The 12,632-nt window shown below is 57.3% G+C and carries 12 protein-coding genes; 6 read left to right on the top strand and 6 right to left on the bottom strand.

From position 1 onward, the window contains the following. The coding region (locus GOV80_RS22255) for a hypothetical protein (protein WP_214648010.1) at positions 1–282 on the top strand (282 nt) is incomplete at its 5' end. Positions 283–579: 297 nt separating this feature from the next. Here the strand turns inward: GOV80_RS22255 and GOV80_RS13615 are convergent. The 5 genes from GOV80_RS13615 to GOV80_RS13595 form a co-directional block, all read right to left on the bottom strand. Beyond that, complete coding sequence (locus GOV80_RS13615) at positions 580–1,089, bottom strand: redoxin domain-containing protein (protein WP_170785464.1); 510 nt, start codon at positions 1,087–1,089, stop codon at positions 580–582. A 72-nt stretch (positions 1,090–1,161) separates the two neighbouring features. Then, complete coding sequence (locus tag GOV80_RS13610; protein WP_237215828.1) at positions 1,162–1,980, bottom strand: phytanoyl-CoA dioxygenase family protein; 819 nt, start codon at positions 1,978–1,980, stop codon at positions 1,162–1,164. A 121-nt stretch (positions 1,981–2,101) separates the two neighbouring features. Beyond that, positions 2,102–2,692 (bottom strand): LysE family translocator, encoded by a 591-nt coding sequence (locus GOV80_RS13605; RefSeq protein ID WP_170770824.1) that lies wholly within the window; start codon positions 2,690–2,692, stop codon positions 2,102–2,104. Between the two features lie 16 nt (positions 2,693–2,708). Next, positions 2,709–3,632, bottom strand: a complete 924-nt coding sequence (locus tag GOV80_RS13600; protein WP_170785460.1) for a 2-hydroxyacid dehydrogenase — start codon at positions 3,630–3,632, stop codon at positions 2,709–2,711. A gap of 55 nt (positions 3,633–3,687) precedes the next feature. Next, on the bottom strand, positions 3,688–5,487 hold the full coding sequence (locus tag GOV80_RS13595) for an IlvD/Edd family dehydratase (RefSeq protein WP_170785458.1): 1,800 nt from the start codon (positions 5,485–5,487) through the stop codon (positions 3,688–3,690). Positions 5,488–6,077: 590 nt separating this feature from the next. Between GOV80_RS13595 and denD the strand changes: the two genes are divergently transcribed. Continuing rightward, complete coding sequence (gene denD, locus GOV80_RS13590) at positions 6,078–7,046, top strand: D-erythronate dehydrogenase (RefSeq protein WP_170785456.1); 969 nt, start codon at positions 6,078–6,080, stop codon at positions 7,044–7,046. On the opposite strand, the gene GOV80_RS13585 is transcribed toward denD, so the two are convergent. Further along, complete coding sequence (locus GOV80_RS13585; RefSeq protein ID WP_170785454.1) at positions 7,043–7,693, bottom strand: GntR family transcriptional regulator; 651 nt, start codon at positions 7,691–7,693, stop codon at positions 7,043–7,045. The two genes, denD and GOV80_RS13585, sit on opposite strands and share 4 nt — an antisense overlap. Positions 7,694–7,887: 194 nt before the next feature. On the opposite strand from GOV80_RS13585, the gene GOV80_RS13580 reads away from it, so the two are divergent. The 4 genes from GOV80_RS13580 (at position 7,888) to GOV80_RS13565 (ending at position 12,631) form a co-directional block, all read left to right on the top strand. Next, complete coding sequence (locus GOV80_RS13580) at positions 7,888–8,901, top strand: TRAP transporter substrate-binding protein (protein WP_170785452.1); 1,014 nt, start codon at positions 7,888–7,890, stop codon at positions 8,899–8,901. A gap of 79 nt (positions 8,902–8,980) precedes the next feature. Continuing rightward, entirely contained in the window at positions 8,981–10,150 is a 1,170-nt protein-coding gene (locus GOV80_RS13575) for a mandelate racemase/muconate lactonizing enzyme family protein (protein ID WP_170785450.1), read from the top strand. Positions 10,151–10,166: 16 nt separating this feature from the next. After that, positions 10,167–11,009 carry a TRAP transporter small permease subunit gene (locus GOV80_RS13570; protein WP_237215826.1) on the top strand — a complete coding sequence of 281 codons (843 nt, stop codon included), beginning with the start codon at positions 10,167–10,169 and terminating at the stop codon, positions 11,007–11,009. Further along, positions 11,009–12,631, top strand: a complete 1,623-nt coding sequence (locus GOV80_RS13565; protein ID WP_170785448.1) for a TRAP transporter large permease — start codon at positions 11,009–11,011, stop codon at positions 12,629–12,631. Before GOV80_RS13570 ends, GOV80_RS13565 begins: the two co-directional genes overlap by 1 nt. Position 12,632: the final 1 nt, after the last annotated feature.

The raw sequence follows: 12,632 nt of genomic DNA, 5'->3' as shown, positions 1-12,632 counted from the left end.
GCTCGTCAGGCTCATAACCTGAAGGTCGCAGGTTCAAATCCTGCTCCCGCAACCAGTGTCAGAAATCCCCTACACAGCCCGGTCAGACTAAAATTGATCCCCCAGATCAAGTGCTTAACGTCGCCACCGCGTCAGGCTCAAAACCTCAAAGCAAGTGGGCCAAAGCATTCTCCAGAAACCAACACGGTTAACAAAATGCCGAACATGCCGCCTCACGGCGACTTTAGTTCATTCTGGGCCAACCCAATCATCGCTGCCACGGCACCCTGGAGTTCGATCTGAACGCCGTCCCTCTCATGCAGGACCGTGACCCGTTCGATAAGGACCCGGATGATCTCCAAAGCTCCTGTGAGGATCGACAGGTCCGATAACGCCTTTGCAAGACTAGCAACATTGGAGCGATAGAGCTCGGACAGGTTCGGGTGTAGTCGCACCGGTGAAAACGCAGGCTCAGAGAGCGGCGCGTTCTCACCACCCCCGCGGGAAGAGTCATGGACAGACTTGACGGACTGGGCCCTTGGACGCGAGGACTAAAAAAAAGAGAATTTGACCACCCTGATGGGTCACTTGAGATCGCGGTTACGCGGTGCCTCTGACGGGACGGTCATTGTCGATGTTGAAGATCATTCCGTCCAATAGCTCCTCCAGATCGGGGCGTGCTGCCGGACCGTTTGAGATATCTACAAGCATTAAACTGCCATCTGGTCGGATTGCGAATGTCCCAGGCTCGGCAAACATATCCGAGGTTTCCGCCTCGGACAGGGGTTCAGAGACATACAGGCCCAGATCGCGCATTTCCGGGACTGTAAGCCCATAACATAGATCGAAATTCCATCCGAACTCATCCCGGTCTGCCAAAGCCTTTTCCAGAGAATCGGCCGAGACCACAATGACATTCATCCGATCGGTCCAATCGGCCAGCCGTGCATTTAACTTGTTCAAATAGCGTTTGCAGCGAGGACAATGCCGACCGCGATAGACAAACAACATTGTCCAACGTTCGGTTGCTGTGCCAATCGCCCGTGTACCGCCATCCACATGCGCAAAACTGGTCGGAGTAACCTGTTTGCCAACATTTGGTTTTGTCATTTTATTTTCCCCCACACATTGTACGCCTTGTCAGATTCACCCCAGCGAAAACGGTGGCCTTCCTGCCCGGTTTTAGACGCCTTCAAACAGGATTTCCTTCTTTATGTCGGCATCCTGCTGGCATAAGGCAAAATCGTCTTCATGCAGAAACCCCCGTGGAGCGGGCGCAATTTCGAAATGTCCGAATTCATCCTGGCCTGAAACCAGCGCGACCAGAGTACGCGCGCCATTCTTTTGTTTCATCGACGGTTTGATGAACCGAAGGGCGGCGCCGATCCGGCGATCATCTGTTTGGTTGGGGCCCGAAGCGTGAAACAGATGGCCGTGGTGGATCGAGGCCTGACCAGCGTGCAACGCGGCGGCAACCGTGTCGGCATCGTCGACATTCACCGCTATCTCCTGTCCGCGCGACAGCAGGTTGTTCTCATCGAAAGTGTCCACATGTGGGACGATACGGTTCTGGTGGCTGCCGGGAACAAACCGCATACAGCCGCTTTGCTCGGACGCCTCTGAGAGGGCTACCCAACAGGTGACTTCCTGTGCATCGTCCAAACCCCAATATGTCAGGTCCTGATGCCACGAGACAATTTTGGGCGACCGCGCTTCTTTGATGAATAGGGCGCCGCTCCAGACCATGAGATCGGGGCCCAGAACAGGCGAGACTGCAGCAATCACATTAGGATGGCGCAATAACGCATCAAAAGAGGGTATCAGCCGATCGGGATAGGAATACAGCAGTTTCAGTCGCTGGCTGTCGCCCGAAACTGCGTCTTCGGCCCTTTCGAAGTCGTCGCGCAACCTTTGCGCTTCGCTTGGGGTCAGAATATCCAGCGGCGAAACATATCCGTTCTTTTCATAGTCACCGCGTATGTCGAGAGTATCGTTTCGCATTGTCATCCTGTTCTGTCTCGGATCACTTGACCAAATATCATTCCTTCAACCAAGTAAATTTGTCCAAAGCGGGTGCCCGCAGGCCGCATTTGCATGGCGTATCCCAAGACACCGGTCGCGTTCAGACGGCCGAAACCAGCGCGATCCCAACCACCGCCAGCAACGAGGCCGCCATTGCCAGGTTTATCCGACGGTGCCACGTCTCGCTGATATCCAAACTGCCAAGTTTCGCCCCGGCGCTGAGCCAGATCAGGTGCACGGGCACCCAGATCAGGTTGAATAGGATGATCTTGATCACTGCCTCCCAGATCGGGGCGTCGGGCAAAAAGGCGAACCCGGAAAACAGCGCAGTGCTGACGACATAGGCTTTAGGGTTGATGAATTGCAGCGTCAGCCCGTTCAGAAACCCAAGCGGCGTCGCAGCAGGCGCAAATCCCACACGCGACCCGGCACTTGCGATGCGCCATGCCAGAAACACCAGATAGCTCACCGACGCGACCAGCAGCACTGTCCTCAGGAAGGGCACAGCCAAGGCCACAGCGGCAACGCCCGAGATCACCAGCAGCATGTTGATGAACCCGCCCAGCATCAACCCGGCGACAAACGCAAAGCCAGCACGAAACCCAAAGGCCGACCCGATCCCCGCCGTTGTCAGCACGCCCGGACCGGGCGTGATCAACAGAAAGAACACCGCAATGACGAATTCGATCATGCGCCAGAGTGGCCCGCTATAGGTCCTTGCATTCCGGAACGGGCGTCAATACCGATCCATCCTGCAAGTGTTGCAGCAAATTGTCGACCGTCAGGTCGCCCATGGCCGCACGAGTTTCAACCGTTGCGCTTCCGGCATGGGGCAGCAGCGCGACATTTGGCAAATCACGCAGGGCCTGGGGCACGTGGGGCTCTTTCTCGAAGACGTCCAGCCCGGCCCAGCCCAGATCGCCCTGTTGCAGCGCCTCGATCAGGGCCGTTTCGTCCACAACCGAGCCTCGGCTGACGTTAATCAGCGTGCCTGCCGGGCCCAAGGCTTTCAGCACCTCGGCATTGACCAACTTGTTCGTCGCGGGCCCACCCGGCGTGATGCAGATCAAAACGTCCACATGCGCGGCCATATCCACCAAGGAGCCGAAATACTGATAAGGTACATCCTTTTGGCTGCGTGAATGATAAGAGATTTCGGGCGACCAAGGGGCCAGTTTGTCCGCAATCGCCTGACCGATGCGGCCCAGACCCAGAATGCCGACCTTTTGACGATCAGCCGAACGGGTCAAAGGCGCGTTGCCCTCAGTCTCCCATCGGCCAGACCGGACATAGGCATCGTCGCGCACCAGCTCGCGGTAGCAGGACAGCATCAGCAGAACAGCGGTTGTGGCGACCTCGTCATTCAGCACACTGGGGGTGTGGGTTACGACAATACCCAGCTGCGCGGCAGTCTTGGCATCAACCGCGTCGTAGCCGACGCCATAGACGCTGATCGCCTTGAGGTTTGGCAAAGACGTCATCAGATCGGTCGGGATGCCGGCATGCCCGTTTGTGATGACATGTGTGATGTCTGCGGCTTCGTATTGATCCAACTGATGAATGTTGAAGGCCGGAGACAGGCGGGATTGCATCCGCTCGGTGATATTTCCGATTTGCAGGAGGTCGGGCATCGTGGCGCACCTTTTTATCTGTAAATGGGCGGGGTTTGCGCCCCGCCGAGAGGTGTCAGTGATTGTCGCGCGGGGTGAATTTGCGGGCGATGTCACGGTAGTTTTCAGCCCCTTTCAGGATCATCCCCCGATCCAGTTGATCCACTTTTTCGCGGAAGATTTCCTGCCACGGTGACTGATGGGGTGGCATTTCATATCCGCCATTGGCCTCAAGCGTACGGGCGCGTTCGTGCAGCTCGTTCAGCGGCACCAGCATGTCGGCCGTGCCTTTGCCCAAGTCAATGCGCAGACGATCACCGTTCTGGACCAGAGCCAAGCCGCCACCAGCCGCCGCCTCGGGCGCCGCGTTCAGGATCGAGGGGCTACCCGAAGTGCCCGATTGCCGCCCGTCGCCGATGCAGGGAAGCGCTTCGATACCCTGTTTCAACAGGTAGGACGGCGGTCGCATGTTCACCACCTCGGCCGCGCCCGGATATCCCTTGGGGCCAGCCCCGCGCATGATCAGGATACAATTGGCGTCGATATTCTCGGATGGGTCGTCAATGCGGTGGTGGAAATCCTCGGGGCCATCAAAGACGACCGCGCGCCCTTCGAATGCGTTGGGGTCCTCGGGGTTTGACAGATAGGCTTTGTGAAAGGCGGGCGAAATGACCGAGGTCTTCATGATTGCACTCTCGAACAAATTGCCCGACAGATTGATGAACCCGGCCTTCTCCTTGATCGGAGCGCTGACCGGCTTGATGACGTCATCGTTCAACGACCGGCGCGCCGCGCAGTTTTCGCCCATCGTCTTGCCATTGGCCGTCACCGCATTGGGGTGCGGCAGCATGTCGGCGGCGATCAATTCACCAATGACGGCGGGAACACCGCCCGCATGTTGGTAGTCTTCGCCCAGATACTCACCTGCTGGCTGAAGGTTGACCAGCAGAGGCACGTCGTGGCCCAAATCCTGCCAATCGTCATTGTCCAGCGGCACACCCAGATGGCGGGCAACCGCGTTCAGGTGGATCGGAGCGTTGGTCGAGCCGCCAATGGCCGAGTTCACGACGATGGCGTTTTCAAAGGCTTCGCGGGTCATGACATCGCTGGGGCGTAGATCCTCCCATACCATTTCGACGATCCGACGCCCGGTTTCATAGCTGATCTGGCCACGTTCACGATAAGGGGCCGGGATGGCTGCTGATCCGGGCAATTGCATCCCCAGCGCCTCGGCCAAAGAGTTCATCGTCGTCGCGGTGCCCATGGTGTTGCAATAGCCAACGGACGGGGCGGCGGCGGCGGCGATATCCATGAACTCATCGGTGTCGATATTGCCCGCCGCCAAGTCTTCGCGCGCGGACCAGATCACGGTGCCGGATCCGGCGCGCTTGCCCTTCCACCAACCGTTCAGCATCGGGCCGACCGACAGGGCGATGGCGGGAATGTTCACCGTTGCGGCCGCCATCAACAGCGCCGGGGTGGTCTTGTCACAGCCGATATTCAGAACCACTCCATCCAGCGGGTAGCCATAGAGGCTCTCGACCAGCGACAGATAGGCGAGATTGCGATCCAGCGAGGCCGTAGGCCGCTTGCCCGTTTCTTGAATCGGGTGAACAGGGATTTCGATACAGGTGCCGCCGGCCGCAATGATGCCGTCGCGGACACGTTTAGACAGCTCAATGTGATGGCGGTTACAGGGGCTCAGGTCACTGCCGGTCTGGGCGATCCCGATGATGGGCTTGCCGGATTGAAGCTCTTCCCGCGTTAGGCCATAATTCAGGTACCGCTCAAGATACAGCGCTGTCATCTCGAGGTTTTCGGAGTTCATGAACCATTTGCGCGATCGCAGGTCTTCTTTGTTTATCTTTTTTGTCATCGGCCGAATTCCCTGTCCTTTAGATCGGTTTGGTTTGTGGTCATTGCGATTTCTGCGCGCAAAATACCGCAAACCGAATTGCGTGCCCGGTGCCAGCGCTTTCGCAGCTTGCACTATCGGGTTGGTTTGATTTGAACCCTTTTCGAAACTTTCCATGATTTCGAGATTATGAAGACGAATCGAAAGTGGATTTTCAATCTTAATAGTGCCAAAAAGACCTCAAAGTAAGAATTATTAGCGCTATCATTTGCCGCGCCGGGAAATGTGACAATAGAGCGCCGGGCAGGCGCTCCAAAAGGAACTGGCGAATGAAGCAAGGATCAATCGCGTCCCAGCTTGGGGTCAGGGTGCTGGGCTCTATTCGTCAGACAATCTGGAACAGCTGACCGGAATGGTACGGCCCTTGGAGGAAAACCAATTGTTTCTGGTAGATTCCGCGGCCCGGACCGTCACTGGGAAAAGCGCAAAAATCGCCGCGTGCTCTGATCACCGTGCGGCTGTTTTGACAACTTGATTGAAGAAAAGGATGAGGCCGCATTGGATCACGTGGCTTTGTCTAAGAAACTAAAGCAACGGAACGGGGGTATCACGTGAAAAAGATACTGATCATAGGTGGCGGCGGAATGTTGGGCCAGAAACTGGCGCAGCGCATCCGGACCGAGCAGGTTTTTGGCTCTGACGTCGAACTTACGCTGTTCGATCAATCCTTTCCGCCCAACGGGGTCGTTGGCACGCAGATAGCAGGCGATATTGCTGCGATGGGCACAGCACAGGATTTGGCGGCCCGTCGGCCTGATTTGGTGTTTCACCTCGCAGCTATTGTGTCAGGTCAGGCGGAAACGGATTTCGCCTTGGGTTGGGATGTCAATCTGATGGCCACATGGGCGCTACTGAACGCTCTGAAAGTTGAACATGACGCATCTGAAGGGGAATACCGGCCTAGGTTTGTATTTGCCTCTTCCATCGCCGTATTTGGGGCGCCCTTCCCGGACAAGATCGACGACGAATTCCTGTCGGCACCTTTGACCAGCTATGGCGCGCAGAAAGCGGCGTCCGAGTTGTTGATTACAGATTTCAGCCGCAAAGGGTATATCGACGGCCTGTCGCTGCGCCTGCCGACCCTGTGCGTGCGCCCCGGCAAGGCCAATGCTGCGGCCTCATCGTTCTTCTCGGGCATTATCCGAGAGCCGCTGAACGGTGCCGAGGCGATCCTGCCGGTGGCCGATACCGTGCGCCACTGGCACGCCAGCCCTCGGTCAGCGGCCCAGTTCCTGACTCATGCTGCCGATCTGGATACCCGACTTTTGGAGGGCCGCCATGCGCTGAATATGCCCGGCATCAGTTGCACGGTCGCCGAACAGATCGAGGCGCTGCGCAATGTGGCAGGGCAGGAGGCCGTGGACAGGATCAAACACGTGCCGGACCCGGCCATCGAAGCCATTGTCAAGAACTGGCCACGCGACTTTCAAACCGACCGCGCGCTGAATCTTGGTTTCAGGGCCGAATCCAGTTTTGAAGAGATCATCCGAATTTATCTGGAAGATGACCTGAATTTCTAAGCGTCCAGCGTTTCGCCGGTCAGGTGCCGTTTCAGGTGGTCGTGTATTTTCTGTTGGGTCAGCTTTGGGTCGCCTGAAAGAGCAGCCTCAAGAATATTGGCGTGATGTTCGATATTCATCGAAATGAACTCGAATCGGCGATCCGCGACCATCAATTGTTGCCGGAATTGCGCATAGACGCGTCCATGCATTTGTTTCAGCGTCTCCGATCCGCAGGCCGAAATCAGAGTTTCATGAAACTCTTTCTCGGCGGCGAACCAGATATCGATCAGGTCACTCGGATCGTCCTTGTCGCGGATGCGCCTTTCGATGTGACTTAGTTTGTGGTGAGCTGCGGTTAGGCGTGCCTCCCAATCGACGCCGCCGTTTTGGATCGACAATGCGGTTCCCTCTGCTTCCAGCAGAATGCGGACATGGGTCAGTTCGATCAACTTCTGGGGCGCGCGTTGCGGCACGCGGAACCCGCGTTGTTCCTGAAAATCTGCAAGGCCCACAGCAGCAAGCCGGAACAGGGCTTCACGGACCGAACTGGCCGAACATTTGTATTCTTTCCGCAAGTCTTCCGCCCGAAGCTTGGCCCCGTGTTCGAATCCGTTCGAGATCAGCCGCATCTTAAGATCTTGATAAATATCGACTTCAGCGGTCATCGAAAGAGTTATCCTGAACGTTACCCTTCGCTCTTCCTATCCCTAATTTCGTTTTTGAGCAATAATCTCGAAATTACGCTCAATTTCACATTTTACTTGTCGCATGCGATTCGGCGTCCTAACGTCAGGCAGCGTCGTTCAAGAGAGGGCTTAGAAACCTTCAGCACGCCACGCTCAACGTCTGGGAGGACAATATGAAATTATTGACGACCGCGGCCGCTGTGGCCGTAGCCACGACCATGGCCGCGACATTCGCCGCTGCCGAAACTACAAAACTGCGCATTCAAACCCATTTCTCGCCGGAACAGCTGTCGGGCAAGATGGCGGCCAAGTTCATCGAGGACATCACCGAAATGTCCAACGGTGAGATCGAGGTCGAGATGTTCTATTCCTCGTCCGTCGTCAAATCGGTTGAGACATTCGACGCCGCCGCAACGGGCATTCTGGATTGCGATATGACGGGTGGCGGCTATCAGACCGGTAAGAACCCCGCATTCCAATTCGCAGGCGATCTGCTGGGTGGCTATCAGAACCCCTATCAGCAGATGGCATGGCTGCTGCATGGCGGTGGCCGCGATGCGCTGAACGAGCTGTATAACGGCTATGACATGGAATTCGTCGGCTGGTGGATTCCGGGACCGGAATCACTGTCCTCGACCAAACCGATCGCAACGGTCGAAGACTTCAAGGATTGGAAATTCCGTTCGCCTCCGGGTCTGGCCACGAAAGTGTTCGCCGAGCTGGGTGCCTCGCCCATCGTGATGGACTTTAACGAGATCTTCACGGCGCTGGAAACCGGCATCATCGACGGCGCCGACGCGGCGAACCTGACCAACAACGTGGGTCTGGGTCTGTATGAGATCGCGGGTCACACCAACTTCCCGGGCTTCCACTCGATGCCAGCGGATCACCTGGCCTGCCGCAAGGATGTCTGGGAATCCATGCCCGCGCATCATCGCAAGATCATCGAGGTCGCGATGGACAGCCTGGCCCTGCACAACGCCACGATCAACGAGGTGCAGAACGCGCAAACCGCCAAAGACCTGCGCGCCCAGGGTATCCAGCTGTATGAATGGACCCCGGAAGATCTGGCCGCTTACCGCGATGCCGTTCAGGTTGGCTGGACCGAGTTTGCCACCACGCCCGAAGCCAAGGCGCTGTTGGAAAGCCACGTTGCGTTCCTGAAAGACATGGGTGCGATGAAATAATCGGCGTCATGCTGAGACGATCCTTCGGAAAGGCTGCGATCCGTGGCCTTTCCGGACCTTTCTCAGGGACGTATGTCGAATGAAAATCACCAAGATCATTAGTCACGTCCTGCGCTACGACATGCCCGAGGTTTTGGGCTATTCGCAGCAATATTACGACAAGCGCAGCGCGCATCTGGTCGAAGTTCAGACCGACGAAGGCGTTACCGGATGGGGCGAGTGTTTCGGCCCCGGTACGGTCGCTCTTGCCAACAAAACCATTGTCGAACAGGTGATCCAACCCATTGTGCTGGGATCGGATCCGATGGACCGCGACGTGATCTGGCACAAGGTCTACAACCTTCTGCGAGATCATGGGCAGGGTGGCATGCCCCTTCAGGCCCTTTCGGGTGTGGATATCGCTCTTTGGGATATCGCTGGCAAAGTGGCGGGCCTGCCGCTGCACAAGCTGATTGGTGGGGCGCATCGCAACTCGGTCCCCTGTTATGGCTACGGTATGATGCTGCGCGATGAACCCGTCGATGATCTGGCGCGCCGCTTTACGGACGAGGCCGCCGCGATCAAAGAGATGGGATTTGTCGCCACCAAGATGAAAACCGGCTTTGGCCCCGAACCAGACGTCAAGCTATGTCAGGCCGTGCGGCGCGGTGTCGGCGACGATTTCCGGTTCATGGTCGATGCCAACCATGCCTATACCACGTCGGATGCGTTCTATGTGGGACGCGCTCTGGACGAGCTTGGAGCCTATTGGTTCGAAGAGCCTGTCGCGCCCGAGGATACCGATGGATACCGCGAGTTGCGCAAAGGGCTGAAAACCAACATCGCTGGGGGCGAAGCGGTGTTCAATCGGTGGTCGTGGCGCACTCTGCTGGAAAGCCGTGGCTTGGATATCGCCCAGCCCGAGGTTTGCGCCTTGGGTGGCGTATCCGAGTATCTGCGGATTCTGGCCTTGTGCCACGCCCATTTCACTCCGGTCGTCAATCACGTCTGGGGCAGCGCAATTGCCGTATCCACGAACCTGCATCTGCTGGCAGCAATGCCGCCGATGCCGGGCGGCCTGCACCCGTGGGAGCCGATGCTGGAGTTTGACACCACGGACAACAAATTCCGGGACGATCTGCTGACCGTTCCTTTGGACATTCAGGGTCAGGTCAAAGCTAACGCAGGCCGTGTCGCGGTTCCGACCGGGCCGGGCATCGGCGTCGAGCCCGACCGCGTCTTCATAGATCACTTCCGGGCCAGGACATAACGACAGGGGGCAGGAAATGCAGAAATCCACGGGTGGAATTATTGAATGGCTGATACCCTTGGCATTTGTCGGAACGGCCAGTTGGCTGGTCTGGCACCTGCCTGCCTTTCTGCTGGATTGGCTGCCCTACACTTCGGAATCCCTGAAATCTCAGGTGCAGGAGATTTACCTGCGCGCCGACATCACGCCAAATGCCGCTGGCATCTTCGGCGGACATATCGACATTTTTGACATGCTCGCGCTGATCCTGACACCGATACTTGCGGTGATCGGTGCCCGAACCGTGCGCCCGGCTGCAATGGAGTATGGCGGGCTCAGCGCCATCGACCGATTCGCCCTGTTCATTGGGCGCGTCACCATGATGATGATCGCCATCATGACCATTGTGATGCTGTACGAGGTCTTCCTGCGTTACATTCTGGAAAAACCCACCGAATGGGCCAACGAGATGACCCTGTGGTTCGCCAGCTTCGTCTTCCTGATGTCTGGCTACTACGGGATGCAGCAGCGCAGCCACATCCGCATTTTCCTGCTATACGACGCCGTGCCACGATGGCTGCAACGGGTGTTCGACACGATCTCGACCGTTCTGATCGTGCTTTTCGCCTTCTTCCTTGTCTATGGCAGCTACAAACAGGTCTTCGTCAATAAGTTGTATAAATGGGAGCTGTTCGGCTCGGCTTTCAACCCGCCGATCCCGGCGACCCTGCAACCGATGGTGCTGATCGTCATTACGCTGGTGGCGTTTCAGGCGGTCGTGAACCTGATCTCGGATTGGAACAAGGAACCCGAGATTCACACTGACGAACCTGATGAAGAAGAGATTGAAATGCTGAAAAAAGCAGTGGGGCAAGACTGATGGATATTGGAACAATCTCACTGATCCTGATGGTCGCACTTATCGTCTTGCTGGCCATCGGGATGCCGCTGGGTCTGGCCTCGGCCTCGCTGGCGGTTCTTGTATTGGTGCTGAAATTCGAGCCCAACCTGCTGCTCAACCCGTTTTCCTTTGGCGACGGGCTGCTGACCGGCAGGCCGGGGACGGGGCCGCTCTATATTCTGGCACAGAAAATATACGGGCTCTTAACGGATTACGTGCTCATATCCGTGCCCTTGTTCATCTTCATGGCCTCTCTGCTGGAACGCTCGGGGATCGCCAAGGACATGTATTCCTCGCTCAATATCTGGTTGTCGCGGACGCGGGGCGGGATTGCCATCGTCACCTCGATCATGGCGGTGATCATGGCAGCGATGTCGGGGATTATCGGGGGTGAGGTCGTTCTGCTGGGCCTGATCGCCCTGCCGCAGATGTTGCGGCTGGGGTATAACCAGAACCTCGCCATCGGGGTGATCTGTGCCTCGGGCTCGTTGGGGACGATGATCCCCCCGTCAATCGTGCTGATCATCTATGGTCTGATCACCGAAACCTCGATCAAGTCGCTGTTCACCGCGTCCTTCATCCCCGGCTTCATGCTGGCGTCGATGATCATCCTCTACATCATCATCCGCACCCGGCTGAAACCCGATGATGCCCCCTTGCCTGAACCCGACCCGAACGACCCCGAGCCGACCGAAAAGCGCAAGCTGTTCGCCGCGTTCATGTGTATCGTCGTTGCCGGATTTTCCACCGTTCTGTTCATCCGGGCTGCGTTCTTCGAACTGTCGGGATCGAATGCCGCCAGTCAGGGCGAGCCCGCGCGGTTCGGAACGGCAGATTACCTGCCCTGGTTTGCAGGCGTCACAATTGTCGCGCTGCTGCTGATCTTTTTCGTCTTCGGCAAAGAGCGTGCGCGCGTTGGCTGGCATATGGGCAAAGGGCTGGTCGCACCGATGGTCGTGATCGGCGTGGTTCTGGGTTCGATCTACGGCGGCATCACCGGCATCACCGAGGCGGCCGGAATGGGCGCGTTCGCCGTTCTGATCATCGCCATCCTGCGCGGAGAAGGTTCGTTCGAGCTGGTTTGGGACAGCCTGATGCGCACGCTGAAATCCACCGGTACGATCATCTGGGTCACGATTGGTGCCGCCTCGCTGGCGGGGGCCTATACCATCGCGGGCGGACCGCAATATGTGGCTGATCTGATCGTGGGTCAGGAATTGCCACCGATGCTGGTCATTCTGGTGATGATGCTGATCCTGCTGTTCATGGGCGCGTTCATGGATTGGGTCGGGATCGTCTTGCTGATCATCCCGGTCTTCCTGCCCATCGTGCTGCGCCTGCCCATCGAAGAGATCGGCCTGATCGGCCAGCTGCAGCCAAATCACGTAGCGATCTGGTTCGGCGTGGTGTTCTGTATGAACATGCAGGTCAGCTTCCTGTCGCCGCCCTTTGGACCGGCAGCGTTCTATCTGAAATCGGTGGCCCCGCCGCATATCAGCCTGACTGATATCTTCCGCGGCTTCCTGCCCTTTATCGGCATCCAGATTCTGGCGCTTTCGGTGCTGCTGATCTGGCCCAATATCATCGCAATCCTGTTGTGAG

Origin of the sequence: Ruegeria lacuscaerulensis (assembly GCF_013034685.1) — a bacterium.
Taxonomy (GTDB): domain Bacteria; phylum Pseudomonadota; class Alphaproteobacteria; order Rhodobacterales; family Rhodobacteraceae; genus Ruegeria; species Ruegeria lacuscaerulensis_B.
Note: the sequence above shows the minus strand (reverse complement) of the source record. Positions and strands in the feature narration are given on the sequence as shown.

What these genes read in the sequence shown, in the direction of transcription:
- GOV80_RS13615 (WP_170785464.1), bottom strand. Translation starts at nt 1,089, where the DNA reads ATGACAAAACCAAATGTTGGCAAACAGGTTACTCCGACCAGTTTTGCG.
- GOV80_RS13610 (WP_237215828.1), bottom strand. Translation starts at nt 1,980, where the DNA reads ATGCGAAACGATACTCTCGACATACGCGGTGACTATGAAAAGAACGGA.
- GOV80_RS13605 (WP_170770824.1), bottom strand. Translation starts at nt 2,692, where the DNA reads ATGATCGAATTCGTCATTGCGGTGTTCTTTCTGTTGATCACGCCCGGT.
- GOV80_RS13600 (WP_170785460.1), bottom strand. Translation starts at nt 3,632, where the DNA reads ATGCCCGACCTCCTGCAAATCGGAAATATCACCGAGCGGATGCAATCC.
- GOV80_RS13595 (WP_170785458.1), bottom strand. Translation starts at nt 5,487, where the DNA reads ATGACAAAAAAGATAAACAAAGAAGACCTGCGATCGCGCAAATGGTTC.
- GOV80_RS13585 (WP_170785454.1), bottom strand. Translation starts at nt 7,693, where the DNA reads ATGACCGCTGAAGTCGATATTTATCAAGATCTTAAGATGCGGCTGATC.
- GOV80_RS13580 (WP_170785452.1), top strand. Translation starts at nt 7,888, where the DNA reads ATGAAATTATTGACGACCGCGGCCGCTGTGGCCGTAGCCACGACCATG.
- GOV80_RS13575 (WP_170785450.1), top strand. Translation starts at nt 8,981, where the DNA reads ATGAAAATCACCAAGATCATTAGTCACGTCCTGCGCTACGACATGCCC.
- GOV80_RS13570 (WP_237215826.1), top strand. Translation starts at nt 10,167, where the DNA reads ATGCAGAAATCCACGGGTGGAATTATTGAATGGCTGATACCCTTGGCA.
- GOV80_RS13565 (WP_170785448.1), top strand. Translation starts at nt 11,009, where the DNA reads ATGGATATTGGAACAATCTCACTGATCCTGATGGTCGCACTTATCGTC.